Raw genomic sequence first — 17,260 nt, 5'->3', positions numbered from 1 at the left:
ACGGATATCATCTCGCCGTCGACCCGGACGTGGAGCCCGTTCTCGACGGAGGACGAACTCGTCACCGGCGAGACGAAGCTCTGGCGGACGTGACAGACCGGGCCCGCGACGGTCGCTCGCTCGCAGCGCTCGACACACCGCCCGTCTACGGCGGGTCGCAGGCCCCGATTCTCGCGCAGGTGGAGGACTGCGTTGAGCACCGCCCGCGGGACCGACTCGTAGGACGCCGGCAGCGGGTCCGGGTCGGCCACGTAGGCCTCGTAGGCCCGTTGCCAGATATTACCTGCGAAGGTATCGGGCACGTGCGTCCGCTGGAGGGGATGGCGAAAGACGACGCCGGCGGCTTCGTTCATCGGGTGCTCGAAGACCTGCTCTAGCGCCGTCTCCCTCGAGCGCGCCGCCAGCGACGCCTGGGAGATCAACGCCGACGGCGGCCGCCTCTCCGTCGACGCCCACGGCTGGGAGGGCAGCGTGATCGAGGGCGACGAGGGCGGCGCGCGCTTCGAGGTGACCGGCGTCGAGTTCGCGGGGTGAGAGCGGTCGGGGCCGCTACTGGCCGGCGGGCACCGGCGACGCGGTCCGCGAGTACTGCCAGTACAGGGCGAGGTTGAGCGCGAGGCCAGCGATCAGCAGTCCCCAGTTGAACCAGGGGTTGTTGTACCAGACGACGTCGATGCCGAGCGACTGCCGGTAGAGCGGCCAGAACGGCTCGACCGCCTGGGCGATGTCCGGGGCCGACAGCATGTCAGCGAAGACGTGCGCGAGCCCGGGGATCCAGACGGCCAGGAAGCCGAGCGCGAACGCGTCGTTCTCCGCGCGCTCCGAGAACCAGCGGCTGTCGTCCAGCGTCCGCTTCAGGATCCATCCGAGTATCGGGCCCGCGACGGCGGCGACCAGAGACACGGCGAGGACGGTGTGGAGCACGCCGTGGTGCTGTACCGTCGGGAAGATCCCCCGCAGGTAGAGGTCCAGGTCGGGGAGCATCCCGAACCAGACGCCCGCGCCGACGAACGTCACCGCGGTCCTGGCCTCCGCGACGAAGAACCACGCGGGGGCGAGCCACACGAGCGCCATGCCGAGGTGTCCGACGACGTCGACCATACCTACCCTTGGTGACTCGCGGGGAAGGATATGTCCCGGTTATCGGAATAACGTCGACCTAGAGCGGCGGGACCCCTCGCCCGTCTTCGCCGCGTCGAGGGTCGTTCCGGGAACCGTTCGATCGCGTCCGCTCCGGAGCGGCCGGGGTCGAGTTCGCCGGTGGACGGACATTGTTTTCACCGATGGACGTCACGGAACCGTCGATGAGAGACTCGCTGGCCGTCCTCTTGACCTTCGTCGCGCTGGTGCCGCTCGTGTTCGGGCTCACCCCGATGCTCGCCCCGCCCGATCCGTTCACGCAGGTGCGCATGTGGCTGGGCGGGACGGTCGCCGCCGCCGTCGTCGCCGTCCGGTTCGTCCGGGGAGGTGCCGACCGGCTCGACGCGACCGTCGCGGACGTCTGGCTGTTCGTGGTCGGCACCGTAGCGGTGCTGTTCGTCGGTCAGGTCTTCGTCGTGGGTCTGGCTCGCTCGCAGGTCGAGAACGTTCCTTCTCACTGCGACGGCCCTGCTGATCGCGGGGTGGCTCGCGTTCGGCGTCGGCGTCGACGGGCTCCGAGAAACGGTCGGCCGGTCTGAATAGGTCGATCGCTCGCTCCCGCTCGCCTGTCCGGTGACGCTTACGCGCCGCCCAGCTCGCGTGTCGCTCCCTGCGGTCGCTCCCGCTCGCTCATTCGGCGACTCTACGAGTCGCCCAGCTCTCTCGCCCGCTCGATGTTCCACGCGAAGCCCTTCCCGTCCTCGGTGGGCGTCTCCAGCACGAGGGGGACGCCCGCGAGGTCGTCGTGGGTCAGGATGGCTTCCATCCCGTCCTCGCCGATCTTCCCCTCGCCGAGGTGGGCGTGCTCGTCCTTGTTGGTGCCACAGTCGTGCTTGGAGTCGTTGAGGTGGACGCAGGCCAACTTGTCCAGCCCGACAACGTCGTCGAAGGTGGCGACGGTGTCCGCGACGCCCCCGGGGGTCGAGAGGTCGTAGCCCGCGGCGAACATGTGGGCGGTGTCGAGGCAGACCTCCAGGTCCTGCTCGGAGCGGTCGAGGACCTCGGCGAGGTGCTCGAACTCGCCGCCGAGCTTGGTGCCGCTGCCGGCGTCGGACTCGACGAGGACGGTGACGCCGTCGGGAATGTCCAGTTCGTCCAGCGCGCTCGCGGCGTTGTCCAGCCCCTGGTCGACGCCCGCACCGGTGTGGGCGCCCAGGTGGACGTTGACGTACTCGACGCCGAGCTTGTCGGCGGCGTCGACCTCCTTCTGCATGGAGTCGATGGACTTCTCGCGGAGGTCCTCTTTGGGGGTGCAGAGGTTGACGAGATAGGAGGAGTGGATGACCCACGGGCCGACGCCGTGGTCGTCGGTCAGGTCCCGGAACTGCTCGGCCTCGTCGTCGTCGATGTTCGGGTCCTGCCAGACCTGCGGCGAGTGGCTGAAGATCTGCCCGCACGTCCCGCCGTACTCGACCTGCTCGTCGACCGCGTTGTACGCCCCGCCAGCGATCGACGTGTGTGCTCCGACGCGCATGCGCTGGATTCTGTGGCGACCCGGCAAAGAGGTTCCGGACCGTCGACGCTACCGTTTGTTGCCTTCGTGAGAATCTTTCGTCAGGTCGGGTCCTCGCCGTCGCGCGTCCACGCGTCGGTCCCGTACTTGGCGTCGACCAGCGCGGCCGCCCGGTCGAGTTCGTCGTCGGTCCACGAGCCGGGGTCCGCGCCGGCCCAGTCGGTCAGCGTGTCGGTCAGCGTCGCGACGGCCGCCTCGCGAGAGCCGTCGGCGTGGGCCTCGATCGCAGTCACGCGGTCGCGGAAGGCGTCGGGGTCGAGGTCCGCGTCGAAGACGGCGGTGTGGCGGTCGGCGTCACGGCGAAAGGTCAGCGAGCCGTGCTGGACCACGGCGTCGCGCCGGCGGTACTGGGCGTTGCCGCTGATCTTGCGCCCGTCCGGTCCGACGACGTCGTGTGCGGGGTGCAGCGGCCGGAGGTAGCAGGCGGGTTCGTAGACGGCGGGGCGCTCCTCGCTCGCGAAGTCGGCCTCGACGCCCATGGCGGCGAACGCCTCCAGCACGGGCCGGCAGAGCAGTTCGTACGACGCCATGAGGTCCCCGGGGACGGCGTCGGCCGGGACGACGATCGAGTAGGAGACGTCGCCGAACTCGTCGTGGTAGATGGCGCCCCCGCCGGTCGGCCGGCGGACGACGTCGACGCCCTCGCGCTCGCAGTAGTCCCAGTCGACGGTCTCGGGGTCCTGGGAGTAGCCCAGCGAGAGCGTGCTGGGCGACCACTGGTACACCCGGGCGGTGGCGGGGCCGCCCTGGCCCGCCGTCGCCGCCGCCACCTCGTCCAGCGCCATCGTCTCCGCGCCGGGGCGGGCCTCCGCCCCGATCACGCGCCAGTCCAGTCCCGCCAGGTCGGTCATGCGCCCGGCTACGGAATCGGTCCCGAAAGCGATTGCGACCCGTCGACCAGCGCGGCCATCACCCGCCGCTCGGCGCGCCGCAGGTGCTCGGCGGCGGTACCGGGCGCGCAGCCGAGTTCCTCGGCCACGTCGGCGACGCTCCCGTCGCGGGGATCGCCGTAGTAGCCGCAGTCGACGGCCGCGCGGACGGCCTCGAACTGCCGGTCGGTGAGGCGCTCCCCGTCGGCGAGCCGGCGGTGGCCGTACTCGCCGACCTCCAGCACGTCGGGCGCGACGCCGGCGGGCAGGTCCGCCAGTGCCGCCTGCACCGTCTCGCCCGGGCCGACGACGCTCACGCGGATAGTCCCGTCCGCGCGGTAGGCGACGGGGTAGAGCAGGACCAGCCCGACGGTGGCGAAGGCGTCGGCCAGTCGCTGCCCCTCCGGGGAGAGTTCGTCGCGCGTGTACAGGTAGAACGAGTCGTCGGGGCACGGCGAGACGGCGTACTCGGTGACCGACGCGACGCCGTCGAGCGCGGCCTCGTAGTCCTCGATCGGGCCGCCGCGGACGTGGAACAGGGCCGACCGGAGGCCGTCGACCACGGGCGAGGCGGCGACCAGCCGCGACGCCTCGAACCCCTCGTGGTCGACCACGAACTGGTGCATGGGGTGTCTGGCCTCGGAGTCGTGGTCGAGCGAGAGCCTGACGTACTTCACGGTCCCGGGTGTCCCCGGTGGTACTTAAATTCGCCTCGTCGGTGAGGCACCACGGCGAGGTGGGTGGCGGGCCTGGATCCGTACGAAAGCCAATGCAGCAGGCGATCCACGACGGCACGTCCGACTCGGTGACGGTGGGGCTCGACGGGGTCCTGGGGCGGGAGGAACACCTGAACGCGCCGGCGATCAGGATCCGGGCCGACGCGGTCCAGTCGGTCCTCTCGGCGCTGAAGCGCGAGCAGGGGTACGACCACTGCACCTGCGTCACCGCACAGGAGTACGACGACCGCTTCGAGACGATCTATCACCTCGCGACGTACGAGGACCGGACGGACGAGGTCTCCGTGGTCGTCCCGACGCCGAAGGGCGACCCGGTCTCCGAGAGCGCCGCGCCCGTCTACGAGACGGCGGTCTGGCACGAGCGGGAGGCCTACGACCTGCTGGGAATCGAGTACGAGGGCCACCCGGACCTCCGGCGCATCCTCCTGCCGGAGACCTGGCAGGGCCATCCCCTCAGGGAAGACTACGACCAGGACCAGCCGCAGATCGTGCCGTACAGGGAGCACCAGAAGGTCTTCGAGGACACCCGGGTCAGCTCGGACACGATGCTGCTGAACATCGGACCGCACCACCCCAGCACGCACGGGGTACTCCACCTGCTGGTGTCGCTGGACGGCGAGCAGATCGTCGACGTCGAGCCCGACATCGGTTACATCCACCGCTGCGAGGAGCAGATGTGCCAGCAGGGCACCTACCGCCACCAGATCATGCCCTACCCCGACCGCTGGGACTGGGGCGGGGCCGGCCTCTGCAACGAGTGGGCCTACGCCCGCGCCGCCGAGCGGCTGGCCGACCTCGACGTGCCGGAGTACGCGCAGGTCGTCCGAACGATGAGCGCCGAGCTCTCCCGGATGCTGTCGCACTTCCTGGCCGTCGGGACGTTCGCGCTGGACATCGTGGGGGAGTTCTGCGCCGCGTTCATGTACGCAATCCGGGACCGCGAGATCGTCCAGTCGATCCTGGAGGACCTGACTGGCCAGCGGCTGATGTTCAACTACTTCCGGCTGGGCGGGGTCGCCTGGGACCTGCCCGAGCCCCGCGGGGCGTTCCTCGGGAAGATCCGGGCGTTCCTCGACGGCCTCCCCGAGAAGATGGCCGAGTACCACGACCTCATCACGGGCAACGAGATCCTCCAGAAGCGGACCGTCGACACCGGCGTCCTCCCGTCGGAGGTGGCGAAGGACTACGGGTGTACCGGCCCGGTCGCTCGCGGCTCGGGCGTCGACTACGACCTCCGCAGGGACGACCCCTACGGCTACTACGACGAACTGGAGTGGGACGTCGTCACCGAGGACGGCTGCGACAACTTCTCGCGGTTGCTCGTGCGCCTGCGCGAGGTCGAGGAGTCCGCCCGGATCGTCCAGCAGTGCGTCGATCTGCTGTCCGACTGGCCGGAAGACGAGCGGGAGATCCAGTCCGACGTTCCGCGGACGCTGCGGCCCGACCGCGACGCGGAGATCTACAGCGCCGTCGAGACGGCGAAGGGCGAACTGGGAATCTACATACGCTCGGACGGCACGGACACGCCCGCGCGGTTCAAGATCCGCGGCCCCTCCTTCTCGAACCTCCAGTCGCTGGAGACCGTCGCCGAGGGCGAGTTCCTGGCCGACCTCGTCGCCGCCATCGGTAGCCTCGACGTCATCATGGGCGACGTCGACCGATAGCTCACCGGTCGTCGCCGACCCGCCGACGTCGCCCGGAGCGTGAAGCGCGGGCGTTACTGAAACAGCCGTTTCACTGAAAGCGCCGTTAGAGCCATCGACGTCGCTATTTACAATTACCGTGCAAGTAGTTCGCATGCGATCCGCGCTCGCGACTGTCTGCGTGGCACTGCTCACGATAACGGCGGGCTGTTCCGGGGCCGGCGGCGGCGCCGGCCTCACCGGCGGCGACGCCGCGTCGTCCGGCAGGAGCGCCTCGCTGGGCGCCTCCGTCGGCGGCGCGCAGGACGCGACCGCCTTCCGGCGCAACGTCGAGGAGGGGTACGTCCCGCGACCGTCGGCGATGACCTACGAGGGGCTGTACCACGACTACTACTTCGACACCGGCGAGAGCGACTGCGACCGGCGGTTCTGCCCGTCCTACAGCCAGGGCGTGGTCGAGGACCCGCTCTCGAACGAGACGGAACACTACCTGACCGTGGGGCTCGACTCCGGGATCTCGGCGGAGGGCTTCGACCACGAGCCCATGGACGTGGTCGTCGTGCTGGACACCTCCGGATCGATGGATAGCGGGTTCTCCGAGTACCACTACGACGGTGACGAGTCCGCCGCGGACCGGCGGAAGATCACCGCGGCGACCGACGCCGTCGCCAGCATGACCGACGAGCTCAACGGCGCGGACCGACTCGGCGTCGTCACCTACGACGACTCGGCCGGCCGGGTGCAGGGGCTCGCGCGGGTCGACGAACTGGAGCGCTCGGGCGTCGACCAGCGACTGCGGGACGTCCGCGCCGGCGGGGGCACGAACCTCGACGCCGGGATGCGGACCGCCCACGCGATGCTCGACGAGCGGGCCAACGAGTCCCGCCCGGCGCGGGTCGTCTACGTGACCGACGCGATGCCGAACCTCGGCGACACGGACGGACGGAGCCTCGAAGACCGCCTGCAGGAGCGCGCCGGCGAGGGGATTCACACCACCTTCGTCGGCGCCGGCGTCGACTTCAACGCCGACCTGACCGAATCCATCGCGACGGTGCGGGGCGCGAACTACTACTCGGTGAAGTCGCCGACGGCCTTCGACGAGCGGATGACCGAGGGCTTCGACTACATGGTGACCCCGCTCGCGTACAACCTGAGCCTGCAGGTGGAGAGCGACGGCGCCGACGTCGAGGCCGTCTACGGGTCGCCCAACGACCCCGAGACCGGAGAACTGCTGCACGTGAACACGCTCTTTCCCTCGCGGACCAGCGAGAACGGCACCGAGGGCGGCGTCATGCTCGTGGAGCTGAACCGCACGGCGCCCGACGCGACGGTGACGCTGACGGCCAGCTACGAGGACCCCGACGGCGAGGTCCACGAGACGACCCGCGAGGTCGACCTGACCGACCGGGAGGCACCGCACTACGAGAGCCCCGGCGTCCGGAAGGCCGTCGCGCTGACCGACTACGCCTACCTGCTGCGGTCATGGGCCGCCCACGAGCGGGGCGGCGTGGCGGTCGAGGCCGACGACGCTATCGAGCGCCGCGGACTCGGCCAGTGGGAGCAGCAGTCGGTCGACCTCCGGGTGACGGCGCCGTACGACGAGCGACTCCCGCGGTTCGCCGAGCACTTCCGCGCGGAGGCCTCGGCGCTCTCCGGCGACTTCGAGGACGACCTGGCCGTCCTCGACCGGCTGCTCCGGGAGGCCGACGACGAGGGGGAAGACGCGGCGACGACCGAGGCCGGGGGAACGGAGACGCCGGCCGCGACGGACGCCGAGCGGACGGCCACGTCGACTGCGGGCTGACTGCCCACGGCGGCCCGACCGACACGGCGTGACGGTCGCTTTTTGACGCCAGAGCGCGTACCGCGGTCCATGACCGAGACAGCCACCGTCGCGGGCGGGTGCTTCTGGTGTACCGAGGCCGTGTTTGAGGAGATCGAGGGCGTCGAGTCCGTCACATCGGGCTACGCGGGCGGCCACGTCGAGGACCCCAGCTACGAGGCGGTCTGCTCCGGCGAGACGGGCCACGCCGAGTGCGTCCGGGTGGAGTACGACCCCGACGTACTGGACTACGAGGACGTCCTGACCGTCCACTTCGCGACGCACAACCCCACGACGAGAGACCGCGAAGGCCCCGACGTGGGCAGCCAGTACCGCTCGGCCGTCTTCTACCACGACGAGACCCAGCGCGAGACGGTCGAGGCGTTCGTCGACGACCTCGAATCGGAGTACGACGACCCCATCGTCACAGAGATCGAGCCGCTGGAGACGTTCTACCCCGCCGAGGACTACCACCAGAACTACTACGAGGAGAACCCCGACCAGGCGTACTGCACGGTCAACGTCGCGCCGAAGGTCTCGAAGGTCCGGGATCGGTTCCGGGAGCTGGTCGCGTAACGCCCGCATGACCTTCGAGACGACCGTCGACGTCCGGTTCACCGACGTGGACACCTACGGGCACGTCAACAACGCCGTCTACGCCACGTACATGGAGGAGGCCCGTATCGCGTACCTCGAGGCGGTGCTGGGCGACGAGGCGGCGGACCTGCTGTCGCCGGCCGCCGACGGTACCGGGCTGGTCATGGCCGGACTCGAACTGGACTTCGAGCGCCCGCTGCGGACCGTCGACGCGGTGACGGTCACCGTGGAGACGACGGCGCTGGGTCGGTCGAGCGTGACGATCGAGTACGAACTGCGCGACGAGGCGGTAGTCGCGACGGGCGAGACCACGCTGGTCGCCTACGACCGGGCCGCCGCCGAGTCCCGACCGCTGCCCGATCGGTGGCGCGAGGCCATCGTCGAGTTCGAGGGGCTCGACGCGGAGTAGCGGCTCTCGGCATCGGCCACTGCACCCCATTAAATGCCGTCAGACACCATCAGAGACCACATAACGGTATTTGCTACCCCGACCCGGGCTCGATCAGTGCCGACTCGCCGTCGGCCCCCTCGATCTCCACGGCGTGGTCGGTGTGACGGGCGTGCGTCCGGGCCCACCGGCGGACGCCCGACTCCTCGATCCGTTCGGCCCGTTCGGGGCAGTGACGACAGACGGCTCGCCACGTCTCGATGCCGTCGGGGAAGTGGCCGGTGTGGCGCCGGTGGTCGAGCGCGAACTGCTCGAACGCGCTGTTGCCGACGGCGTCCAGTTCGTCGCCGAGGTCCCACTCGCGCCCGCAGCGGCGGCAGGACACAGTGGGGGCGTTCCCGGGGTCGTCGGGAGCGTCGTCTACGGTCACGTGATCCACTCGGGCCACCAGCCCCTTCAATCCACGGCGGTCCCGTCCCGCGGTTCTCGTGGCTCGGGCGGGGGCTTATTCGTGTTGAATTGCTAATAATAAGCGCATGTCCACCGATCCGCTCCAGCCCAGCGAGGAGGCCGACGAGCGCCAGCTCGAACTCGCCCGCGAGGCCGGCGACGCGTTCACGGCGGCCGTCGAGTACATGATCGAGGAGGTCGCTCACACCGGCGACACCCGCGAAGTCGGCGACTGCCTCGTCGGGTTCGCCCAGGAGGAGGCCGAGGGGATGTACCACGTGGAGGACGGCGAGCTGAACTGGCGGGAACCCGGCGACGACGAGAACTGCCACGTCGAGGTCGTCGTCGCGAGCTCGGCGGACGGCCGGTTCCTCCCGGGAATGAACCCGCAGGTCACCTTCGAGGGCGACGAGGAGACGGTCGGTCCCGTCGACGTGCCACTCGTCTGGCACCCCGGCCTGTACCACTACGGCGTGAACGTCTCGCTGCCCGGCGACGGGACATACGACCTGCACGTCGAGGCCGACGCGCCCGGCTTCCCGCGCCACGACGAGGAGAACGGCGACCGGTTCACCGAGCCCATCGACGAGACCTTCGAGGACGTCGACGTCGAGACGGGGCAGGACTGATTCGCTGCCGGGATCCGTGAAGCGCGTTGCGGGTTTCCAGGCGATGCTGGACGGCGACGGCCGGATCGAACAGCAGTGTCAGTGCCGATCTGTGTTCGATATAGCAGCATGCGATTTACCACTAAATAGCGCCCTGACGCGTCGCACTTATACGAATCCGCCGACTATGGCTCTCTGATGGTCCAGAACGTCGCCGCCGAGATGGCGGACCTGGAGGACGAGGACTTCTACCTCCTCTCCGGGGTCGAGCAGGGGATGCGGTTCTCGGAGTACGTGGCCAGGGAGAAGCTCCCGGAGTTCTCCCGGCTGACCGCGGAGGACGTCGACTACCGGCTGGACCGCTGTCAGGACCGCGGCCTGCTCGAACGGAAGACGATCCAGTACGAGGGGTACAAGCTCACCTTCGAGGGCTACGACGCGCTGGCGCTGCACACCCTCGCCGAGCGCGAGACCATCGAGAGCGTGGGCGCGCCCCTGGGGGTGGGCAAGGAGAGCGACGTCTACGAGGTGGCCTCCTACAAGCCGATGGCCCTGAAGTTCCACCGCGAGGGATACACCAACTTCCGGGAAGTCAACCGCGAGCGGGAGTACACCGCCGACAGGGACCACGTCTCCTGGCAGTACACCGCCCGCAAGGCCGCCGAGCGCGAGTACGAGGCCCTGGAGACGCTGTACCCGTCGGTTAGCGTCCCCCAGCCGATCGACGCCAACCGCCACGCCATCGTCATGGAGAAGATCGACGGCGTCGAGCTCTCCCGGACGGCCCTGGAAGACGAGCAGGTCGTTCCGGTCCTGGAGTTGATCCTCGACGAGATGGCCACGGCCTACGCCGAGGGGTTCGTGCACGCGGACATGAGCGAGTACAACGTCTTCGTCGCCAGCGACGGCGTGACGGTGTTCGACTGGCCACAGGCCGTCCCCGTCGACCACGAGAACGCGGACGAACTCCTCGACCGGGACGTGGAGAACCTGCTGGGTTACTTCCGCCGGAAGTACCCCGGACAGGTGGGCGACGTCGACGACGATCGGGTCGCCGAGGAACTCCGGGCCGGCGACTTCGACGGCCTCGTCTGATTCTCGCTCGTCCCCGGTCTCGCGGTCGCTGACTGTATCAGCCCAATAGCTGCGGGAACGGACGTCGTTTGCGTAAATTCCAGTCCGCTATATCAAACGGCCGGAACGGTAGCCCAGAACGGGGGCAACGAACGAGCCCGACGGTACGCCCGGCGTCGGAGCCTCAGGCAGCACGGCTGGGGCCCGTCGCCGGAGTCGTCGAGGACTGCCTCGGCAGCCGTTGCAGTCGGGTCGCCGTTTCGGGCAGGTCGAGCGAGTTCGGCGGCCAGGTAACGATGGAGTCCGCCAGCAGTCAGCGGGAATCCGGAGAGGAGACGCCGCTTCGGGGGCGTAGGAATCGTATCCTGGTCCGGCCTCGCGGTGGGTCTTCGACGCTCGACCCCAGGGACTCGGTGTGGAAAATGGGGCTCCATCGCAACCATCGTTCACCGTCCCGGCACGGACGCTCGGGGGCGGCCGGCGGTACGGCGTCGGTCGTCCAGGGTACGGATACGGTGTGTCTCACTGTCCGGTCATCAGGTCCAGCGATCCCCCGCTGCTGGGGAACCGGTTAGCAGTACGGGTCGAGTAGTTCAGTGGTTGTCTTCGTCGCTAGTCCGCTGCGTCGCCGGCCGGGACCGACCGGCCGGATCAGACATCGAGACGGCCGTCACGGCGCCACGGCGTGGGAGTCCGTCGGTTCGGCCAGGGCGAGACAGACCGGGATAGACATGCATAAATCAAATATCGATATACGGAATTGGACGTCGATGGTCTCGACCGGCTGAATCGGAGAACGGTTGTTCGACGTCTAACTGAGTCGATATCGGCGCTTGCGGACTGCCATGAAACCGGCCAGAGCACTCGTAGCTGAACCCGCCGGGGGTCCGGACGAGGACGCGGTGTCGACGCCGCCACCGATGGAGCAACCGACGCGATGACGGGTCCCCCTGGCGGGGTCCCGGTAGCGGGCCGGGGAACGCCGAGGCGAGTCCGAATCTCTTAAGGGCGTTTCGCGGATACAACCGGTAACTCGCTGGGCGACGGGCACCAGCGGGCACCTGTCTGTACAGGTCGGGATGTGAATCCAGCGAGGCCTCGCGCCTCGACGGAGGCGGCGCGGCCGCCGAGGGATTTGAACCGCTAAACGCCCGTGGTGATACACATGGCTAAGAGCGCATATTCGTACATCCGGGACGCCTGGAAGGACCCGGACGACGGCAAGCTCGCGGAACTGCAGTGGCAGCGACAGCAAGACTGGCGCGACCAGGGCTCGGTCGTTCGCATCGAGCGCCCGACCCGCCTCGACAAGGCCCGCTCGCTCGGCTACAAGGCCAAGCAGGGCATCGTCGTCGCGCGCGTCTCCGTCCGCAAGGGCGGGGCCCGCAAGGAGCGGTTCACGGCCGGGCGCCGCTCGAAGCGCCAGGGCGTGACCCGCGTCACTCGCCGCAAGGACATCCAGCGCGTCGCGGAGGAACGGGCCACCCGCACGTTCCCCAACCTGCGCGTGCTGAGCAGCTACTGGGTGGGCGAGGACGGCCGCCAGAAGTGGCACGAGGTCATCCTCGTCGACCCCGAACACCCCGCGATCCAGAACGACGACGACCTCAACTGGATCTGCGAGGACGACCAGGCCGAGCGCGCGCTGCGCGGCATCACCGGCGCCGGCCGCCGCAACCGCGGCCTGAGCGAGAAGGGTACGGGCAGCGAGCACACCCGCCCGAGCCTCTCGGCCAACCGCGGCCGCGGCAAGTAACCGGGTCTTCTCTCCCGTTTTCGACCGCGTAGCGGCTGCTCCGTCCCGGGCAGAGCGGAGCGCACTGACGGCAGCGCCGTCAGACCGGATGCCCGGGGTCCGGGACGCCGACGGGCGGGTCGGTGTCGCTCGACCACTCCGGAACGGGGCTGGCCGCGTAGAAGGCCGCTTCCGGGTCCGGCCTGCGCCACCAGTGCCACCAGGTGCGGGCGAGGACGCGAAGCCGGCGACCGCGGGACAGCTCCGGCGTCGCGGTCAGGACGTCGTAGTCGCGATCCCTGATGAGCCGGTGGTGCTCCGCGTACAGCGTGGCCGACAGGAGGACGGCGAATCGGCAGTCCGCCGGCAGATAGCGGATGCCGGCGACCCCCTCGCGGTACAGCCGCTCGGCCCGCGAGAGCTCGTCCGCCATCGCGTCCCGGAACCCCTCGGTGACGTTCGCGTCGGCCAGGTCCGCCTCCGTGACGCCGTGCTCGGCCAGCGTCTCCTGCGGCAGGTAGACCCGGCCGTAGTCACGGACGTCCTCGCGGACGTCGCGGAGGAAGTTGGTGAGCTGGAAGGCCTCAGCCAGGGCGGCGGCGTGGGGCCGTGCGGCCTCGGGGTCGGGAACGTCCATGACGGTCATCATCATGTTGCCGACGGCGACGGCCGAGCCGCGCATGTACTCCCGGAGGTCGGCGAAGGTGTCGTAGCGGGCCCGGTCGACGTCGCTCTCCATCGCGTCGAGGAACACGGCCACCTCCTCGTCGTCGACGTCGCCGTCGGCACACAGCGATCGGAACGCCGCGATCACCGGGTCGTCGGTCGAGGCGTCGTCCAGCACGGCTGACCGGATCTGCTCGAGGCGCTCCCGCCGGACGGACGCCGGCGTGTCGTCCGTCCGGTCGACGACCTCGTCGGCGACCCGGAAGAACGCGTAGAGCACGTACGTCGGACGGCGGATCCGCTCCGGGAGGAGCCGCGTCGCCAGGTGGAAGGTCCGGCCGGTTCGCTGCTGGACGGCCTTGGCCGTCCTGACCGAGTCCGCGTCTACCATCTCGACGGGCGCGACCGCGGCAGTCGAGCGATCGATCGGCCCCGCCCCGGTTCGGCCGGGGCCGGCGAGTCGGAACGGCGCTGGCGGGCGTGTGCGCGGGAGCGCACGGCTCCCCGGGGAACGGACTGCCGATCTCGACCGTCGACCGGTGGCGTCGGAATAGTCATTGGATGATTTACATATATCGCAGAAGCACCATAAGTAGTGTGCCAACAGCGTAGGTGTCGCGCCGGCAATCCGGAACGCGACGGTCGACGACGGCCCCGCAGACAGCGGCGGCTATCGGGACAGGAGCAGCGAGGACTGACGACCGGTGCCGACTGACCCGATCAGGCCTGCGGCGGGTTGATGAACAGCACGTCGACCAGGCCGAGCGCTCCGATCAGGGCTGCGACGCCGAGCAGCGTCTGCGGCGCGAGCGGCGTGACCTGGCTCGCCAGCCCCGCCAGCAGGAACGCCACCGGAATGACGGTCAGAACGAGGTCGTACCGGGAGAACCGGCCCGGTCGTCCGTCGATGCCGTACTGCGGGTCGTCCTTGTCGCTGACCGCCATACGTGTTCACCTCCTGTCTGTCACTTCTACGGGATCGTACTAAAATGTTACGTGAGTTCAGTTTTCCGAACATACTTCATTGTCATTTCGGTTTTTCATCTAGCATACTGGTATAATACGTATATTATTTCAGGCCGCCCTGGCCCCGCCCGGTCGGCCAGTGATCCGGCGAGCCGAGGATCCGGTCGTGAGCGCCGCCGTCGAACGAACTGGGGTTTTTATTTGGCTGGGGCGACGGAAACGAGGCATGGAAGGGATGGGGGACAACACGACGAACAGGGTCGGGGCCTCCCGGCCGCTGACCACGACAGCCACCATTCTTGGGAAGAAGTGGCACCCGCTCATCGTCGCCGAACTGCTCGAGGCCGGACCGCTGGGGTTCAACGACCTGAAGGAACGCGTGACCGGCATCTCCGACAAGGTGCTCTCCGAGAGCCTCGACGACCTGGAGGAGCGCGACCTCGTCGAGCGGACGGTACTCGACGACAAGCCAGTCAGGGTGGAGTACTCCCTGACCGAGTGGGGCGAACAGCTCGAACTGGTAGTCACCGTCATGGAGAAGTGGGGGGAACGCTACCTCGACGCGCGGGACGAGTAACACCGCCGGCTGTAGTGCACGAAGATACTCGCCACCCCGGAGAGGCGAGTCCTTTCGAGACGTTACAGCCGACGGTATAACTCCACAGCAGCTGATCACCGGTCCGCAAGAACGCCTTACGGCGGCCGGTCCCACGGTTCGAGTGGGTGACACCAGCATGCAAACGCCCCAGGAGCTGTTCGTCCACGAACTGCAGGACGTCTACGCCGCCGAACTGGCGCTCGCGGAGGCGCTCGATCGCATGTCCCGCGAGTGGACGACCCAGGAGGTACGGCAGGCGTTCCGGACCCACCGCGCCGAGACGCAGACGCACGTCAACCGGCTGCAGGAAGTCTTCGGCACGATCGGTCAGCAGCCGGCGGACGTCCGCTGCGAGGGGATCGACGGCATCGTCGCGGAGCACGAGAGCTTCGTGGGGCGGCGTCAGCCGACGGCCGAGATGCACGCGCTGTTCGACGTCGGCGTCGGCCAGCGGGCCGAGCACTACGAGGTCGCTGCCTACGAGGAGCTGGTCCGGATAGCCAACGTGCTCGGACTGAACCGGGTGGCCCAGCTGCTGGAGGCCAACCTCGCGGACGAGCGCCAGCAGCTGGAGCGGCTCACCGACATCGCCGGCTCGTTCGCGCAGTCCCAGGCCGCACAGCGCGCCCGCGAACAGGTACAGGGCGGTCAGGAGCGAGGTGCTTGGGGGCTGGGACGGCCGTCCAGGCAGGGCCAGCCGTCACGGGGCGGGCGGGCGCAGTCGTCCGAAGAAGGCGAGTCCTGAAGGCGATTCAGCCCGGCCCGCGGTTCCCGGCGTCACCGCTCGCCCGACAGGAGGCCCCTCGCTGCGCTCGGGCCCTTCTCAGTCGACGACACCGGGAGAGCAGAGCTCTCCCGAGCGATCGAGTCCTATTCGGACTCGATAACACCGACAGACTCCGTCTGTCGAGCAGTCGACTCGGCTACGCCTCGTCGACGACCTCTATCCCGCGGTTGTTGACCGCCGACGGGTCGAGTCCGACCTCCTCGAGGAACTGCTTGTACTCCCGCTCGCACTGTTCGGCGTCCTGCTGCTTGTCGCTGGCGCGGTCGCAGAGGGCGATCAGGTCCTCGGGGACGTCGTTGGTGTGGACGATCCAGTGGTTGATCAGGTCCGAGAGGCGGCGGATGGGCGAGGTAAAGTGGCCGTAGATCTCGAAGTTGAGCGCGTGGTGGCCGCCGAAGGGGTCGTTCATGTACTTCGCGCGCGGCATCACCTTCATGACGGCCCACTGGATCTTGTCGAGCTGGCGCTCGGGGGCCTCCTCCAGCGTGGCGTTGACGGCCTTGCGGGGGTCGTCCCAGGCCTCGCCCGGGACGGAGACGCCGTCCAGCTCCTGGATTTCCTGAAGGGCCTCGTTCCACTCCTCCGGCGAGGGCTGGGGGTGGACGCGGTACATCGCCTCGACGCCGCGGTCCCACATGAGCTCGTGCGTGACGGCCTTGTTGGCCTTGAGCATGCACTCCTCGATGATGGTGTGCGCGCGGTCCCGGCGAGGGTTGAGGACGAGCGAGCCCTCCTCCTTGCGCTGCTCGTGCATCGCGTCGGCCAGCTCCCAGACGAGTTCGGTCTTCTCCGCCAGGTCGACCTCGGTGTCCTCGAGGACGTCGTCGGCGGCCGCCGGCTCGTCGAGTATGTTCTCGGCCTCGGTGTAGGTCAGGCGGGCGTCCGACCGGATGACGGACTTGTAGATGTCGATGGTCTCGTAGCCGAGGTTCTCCTTGTCGAGGTGCATCTCGACGGTGTGGGCCAGCCGGTCCTCGTTAGGCACCAGCGAGCAGACCGTCTCGGCGAGGATCGGCGGCAGCATGTGGACCGTATACCCCGGGAGGTAGACCGTGTTCGCCCGCTCGACGGCGGAGTCCCACATCGCGGTGTCGGGGTTCACGTAGTGAGTCACGTCCGCGATGTGGACCCACAGCACGTACTCCTCGTCGCGCTCCTCGATCGAGAGGGCGTCGTCGAAGTCCTGGGCGTCGATGGGGTCGGTCGTCCAGGTCGTCATGTCCCGCAGGTCCCGGCGCTCGTCGACCGCCGACTGGATCTCCGCCTGGACGTCCTCGGTGCGTGCCTCGGCCTCCTCCATGACCTCCGGCGGGAACGCGTCCGGGATCTCGAACTTCTCGAACAGCTCCTCGCGCTTGTTCTCGAGGTGACGGGCCATCTCCTCGTCGATCTCGACGGGGCCCTGGCCCTCCGGCGTCCCCGCCTGGGCCTGTGCGTCCTCGTTGCTCATGACGGCGGCTATGAGGAGTGGGTAGTTAGGCGTGTCGCAGGAGCGATGAACGAAGTGAATCGCTCCGAACGGGCGAACGGGGAGCGCGAGGTCGCGAAGCGACCTCGAATGCTCGAACGGCGAGCAGCGCGAGCCGTGAGAGCGAAGCGACCCGTGAGCCAGACGATGTCCGAGCGCAGCGAGGACATCGCCTACGCCGGCTGGGCGCTGGCCGTTC

The 17,260-nt window shown here is 68.8% G+C and carries 18 protein-coding genes and 1 pseudogene; 10 read left to right on the top strand and 9 right to left on the bottom strand.

All coding sequences use genetic code 11. The features are described 5' to 3' along the window. Positions 1–26: 26 nt before the first annotated feature. Positions 27–353 (bottom strand): annotated as a pseudogene (locus LCY71_RS21695) (hypothetical protein); the annotation flags it as partial. Positions 354–549: 196 nt separating this feature from the next. Beyond that, the gene (locus LCY71_RS11410; protein WP_225333271.1) at positions 550–1,101 is read right to left on the bottom strand and encodes a metal-dependent hydrolase; all 552 of its coding nucleotides are present in this window, start codon (positions 1,099–1,101) and stop codon (positions 550–552) included. Positions 1,102–1,304: 203 nt separating this feature from the next. Here LCY71_RS11410 and LCY71_RS11405 point away from each other — a divergent pair, with 203 nt between their 5' ends. Further along, complete coding sequence (locus tag LCY71_RS11405) at positions 1,305–1,679, top strand: hypothetical protein (protein ID WP_225333270.1); 375 nt, start codon at positions 1,305–1,307, stop codon at positions 1,677–1,679. A gap of 104 nt (positions 1,680–1,783) precedes the next feature. Here LCY71_RS11405 and LCY71_RS11400 read toward each other — a convergent pair whose 3' ends face one another. The 3 genes from LCY71_RS11400 to LCY71_RS11390 form a co-directional block, all read right to left on the bottom strand. Next, the gene (locus tag LCY71_RS11400) at positions 1,784–2,614 is read right to left on the bottom strand and encodes a deoxyribonuclease IV (protein ID WP_225333269.1); all 831 of its coding nucleotides are present in this window, start codon (positions 2,612–2,614) and stop codon (positions 1,784–1,786) included. 80 nt (positions 2,615–2,694) lie between these two features. After that, positions 2,695–3,504 carry a lipoate--protein ligase family protein gene (locus LCY71_RS11395; protein ID WP_225333268.1) on the bottom strand — a complete coding sequence of 270 codons (810 nt, stop codon included), beginning with the start codon at positions 3,502–3,504 and terminating at the stop codon, positions 2,695–2,697. Between the two features lie 8 nt (positions 3,505–3,512). Further along, the gene (locus tag LCY71_RS11390; RefSeq protein ID WP_225333267.1) at positions 3,513–4,199 is read right to left on the bottom strand and encodes a helix-turn-helix domain-containing protein; all 687 of its coding nucleotides are present in this window, start codon (positions 4,197–4,199) and stop codon (positions 3,513–3,515) included. Between the two features lie 92 nt (positions 4,200–4,291). Here LCY71_RS11390 and LCY71_RS11385 point away from each other — a divergent pair, with 92 nt between their 5' ends. The 4 genes from LCY71_RS11385 to LCY71_RS11370 all read left to right on the top strand — a co-directional run bounded on the left by LCY71_RS11385 (position 4,292) and on the right by LCY71_RS11370 (position 8,730). After that, the gene (locus LCY71_RS11385) at positions 4,292–5,923 is read left to right on the top strand and encodes an NADH-quinone oxidoreductase subunit D (protein WP_225333266.1); all 1,632 of its coding nucleotides are present in this window, start codon (positions 4,292–4,294) and stop codon (positions 5,921–5,923) included. A gap of 133 nt (positions 5,924–6,056) precedes the next feature. Continuing rightward, positions 6,057–7,706 carry a vWA domain-containing protein gene (locus LCY71_RS11380; RefSeq protein WP_225333265.1) on the top strand — a complete coding sequence of 550 codons (1,650 nt, stop codon included), beginning with the start codon at positions 6,057–6,059 and terminating at the stop codon, positions 7,704–7,706. A 69-nt stretch (positions 7,707–7,775) separates the two neighbouring features. After that, positions 7,776–8,300, top strand: a complete 525-nt coding sequence (gene msrA, locus LCY71_RS11375; protein ID WP_225333264.1) for a peptide-methionine (S)-S-oxide reductase MsrA — start codon at positions 7,776–7,778, stop codon at positions 8,298–8,300. A gap of 7 nt (positions 8,301–8,307) precedes the next feature. Further along, entirely contained in the window at positions 8,308–8,730 is a 423-nt protein-coding gene (locus LCY71_RS11370; RefSeq protein ID WP_225333263.1) for an acyl-CoA thioesterase, read from the top strand. A 73-nt stretch (positions 8,731–8,803) separates the two neighbouring features. Here LCY71_RS11370 and LCY71_RS11365 read toward each other — a convergent pair whose 3' ends face one another. After that, positions 8,804–9,139, bottom strand: a complete 336-nt coding sequence (locus LCY71_RS11365; protein ID WP_225333262.1) for a DUF8062 family protein — start codon at positions 9,137–9,139, stop codon at positions 8,804–8,806. Between the two features lie 106 nt (positions 9,140–9,245). Between LCY71_RS11365 and LCY71_RS11360 the strand changes: the two genes are divergently transcribed. The 3 genes from LCY71_RS11360 (at position 9,246) to LCY71_RS11350 (ending at position 12,597) form a co-directional block, all read left to right on the top strand. Further along, entirely contained in the window at positions 9,246–9,788 is a 543-nt protein-coding gene (locus LCY71_RS11360; RefSeq protein WP_225333261.1) for an iron transporter, read from the top strand. 177 nt (positions 9,789–9,965) lie between these two features. Beyond that, positions 9,966–10,862, top strand: coding sequence for a serine/threonine-protein kinase RIO2 (locus LCY71_RS11355; protein ID WP_225333260.1), 897 nt, complete (start codon positions 9,966–9,968; stop codon positions 10,860–10,862). A 1,144-nt stretch (positions 10,863–12,006) separates the two neighbouring features. Then, positions 12,007–12,597 carry a 50S ribosomal protein L15e gene (locus tag LCY71_RS11350; RefSeq protein ID WP_225333259.1) on the top strand — a complete coding sequence of 197 codons (591 nt, stop codon included), beginning with the start codon at positions 12,007–12,009 and terminating at the stop codon, positions 12,595–12,597. A 79-nt stretch (positions 12,598–12,676) separates the two neighbouring features. Here LCY71_RS11350 and LCY71_RS11345 read toward each other — a convergent pair whose 3' ends face one another. Together LCY71_RS11345 and LCY71_RS11340 are read right to left on the bottom strand one after the other, a co-directional pair. Then, the gene (locus LCY71_RS11345) at positions 12,677–13,633 is read right to left on the bottom strand and encodes a phytoene/squalene synthase family protein (protein WP_225333258.1); all 957 of its coding nucleotides are present in this window, start codon (positions 13,631–13,633) and stop codon (positions 12,677–12,679) included. A gap of 329 nt (positions 13,634–13,962) precedes the next feature. Beyond that, positions 13,963–14,187, bottom strand: coding sequence for a DUF8015 family protein (locus tag LCY71_RS11340; RefSeq protein ID WP_225333257.1), 225 nt, complete (start codon positions 14,185–14,187; stop codon positions 13,963–13,965). A gap of 247 nt (positions 14,188–14,434) precedes the next feature. On the opposite strand from LCY71_RS11340, the gene LCY71_RS11335 reads away from it, so the two are divergent. Beyond that, a complete protein-coding gene (locus LCY71_RS11335; RefSeq protein WP_373325131.1) occupies positions 14,435–14,785 on the top strand; it encodes a winged helix-turn-helix transcriptional regulator in 351 nt (116 codons plus the stop codon). Positions 14,786–14,942: 157 nt separating this feature from the next. Beyond that, on the top strand, positions 14,943–15,551 hold the full coding sequence (locus LCY71_RS11330; RefSeq protein ID WP_225333256.1) for a YciE/YciF ferroxidase family protein: 609 nt from the start codon (positions 14,943–14,945) through the stop codon (positions 15,549–15,551). A gap of 178 nt (positions 15,552–15,729) precedes the next feature. Here the strand turns inward: LCY71_RS11330 and LCY71_RS11325 are convergent, their stop codons facing one another. Continuing rightward, the gene (locus LCY71_RS11325) at positions 15,730–17,043 is read right to left on the bottom strand and encodes an RNB domain-containing ribonuclease (protein WP_225333255.1); all 1,314 of its coding nucleotides are present in this window, start codon (positions 17,041–17,043) and stop codon (positions 15,730–15,732) included. Between the last annotated feature and the right edge of the window lie 217 nt (positions 17,044–17,260).

This window comes from Halomicrobium urmianum, assembly GCF_020217425.1.
Lineage (GTDB): Archaea > Halobacteriota > Halobacteria > Halobacteriales > Haloarculaceae > Halomicrobium > Halomicrobium urmianum.
The sequence above is the reverse complement of the archived record's forward strand: the minus strand, read 5'-3'. Positions and strand labels throughout refer to the sequence as shown.

Excerpts from the sequence above, each read along its gene's own strand:
- LCY71_RS11405 (WP_225333270.1), top strand. The coding sequence starts at position 1,305 with ATGAGAGACTCGCTGGCCGTCCTCTTGACCTTCGTCGCGCTGGTGCCG.
- LCY71_RS11355 (WP_225333260.1), top strand. The coding sequence starts at position 9,966 with ATGGTCCAGAACGTCGCCGCCGAGATGGCGGACCTGGAGGACGAGGAC.
- LCY71_RS11345 (WP_225333258.1), bottom strand. The coding sequence starts at position 13,633 with ATGGTAGACGCGGACTCGGTCAGGACGGCCAAGGCCGTCCAGCAGCGA.
- LCY71_RS11385 (WP_225333266.1), top strand. The coding sequence starts at position 4,292 with ATGCAGCAGGCGATCCACGACGGCACGTCCGACTCGGTGACGGTGGGG.
- LCY71_RS11395 (WP_225333268.1), bottom strand. The coding sequence starts at position 3,504 with ATGACCGACCTGGCGGGACTGGACTGGCGCGTGATCGGGGCGGAGGCC.
- LCY71_RS11360 (WP_225333261.1), top strand. The coding sequence starts at position 9,246 with ATGTCCACCGATCCGCTCCAGCCCAGCGAGGAGGCCGACGAGCGCCAG.
- LCY71_RS11370 (WP_225333263.1), top strand. The coding sequence starts at position 8,308 with ATGACCTTCGAGACGACCGTCGACGTCCGGTTCACCGACGTGGACACC.
- msrA (WP_225333264.1), top strand. The coding sequence starts at position 7,776 with ATGACCGAGACAGCCACCGTCGCGGGCGGGTGCTTCTGGTGTACCGAG.
- LCY71_RS11350 (WP_225333259.1), top strand. The coding sequence starts at position 12,007 with ATGGCTAAGAGCGCATATTCGTACATCCGGGACGCCTGGAAGGACCCG.
- LCY71_RS11410 (WP_225333271.1), bottom strand. The coding sequence starts at position 1,101 with ATGGTCGACGTCGTCGGACACCTCGGCATGGCGCTCGTGTGGCTCGCC.
- LCY71_RS11380 (WP_225333265.1), top strand. The coding sequence starts at position 6,057 with ATGCGATCCGCGCTCGCGACTGTCTGCGTGGCACTGCTCACGATAACG.
- LCY71_RS11400 (WP_225333269.1), bottom strand. The coding sequence starts at position 2,614 with ATGCGCGTCGGAGCACACACGTCGATCGCTGGCGGGGCGTACAACGCG.
- LCY71_RS11325 (WP_225333255.1), bottom strand. The coding sequence starts at position 17,043 with ATGAGCAACGAGGACGCACAGGCCCAGGCGGGGACGCCGGAGGGCCAG.
- LCY71_RS11330 (WP_225333256.1), top strand. The coding sequence starts at position 14,943 with ATGCAAACGCCCCAGGAGCTGTTCGTCCACGAACTGCAGGACGTCTAC.
- LCY71_RS11335 (WP_373325131.1), top strand. The coding sequence starts at position 14,435 with ATGGAAGGGATGGGGGACAACACGACGAACAGGGTCGGGGCCTCCCGG.
- LCY71_RS11340 (WP_225333257.1), bottom strand. The coding sequence starts at position 14,187 with ATGGCGGTCAGCGACAAGGACGACCCGCAGTACGGCATCGACGGACGA.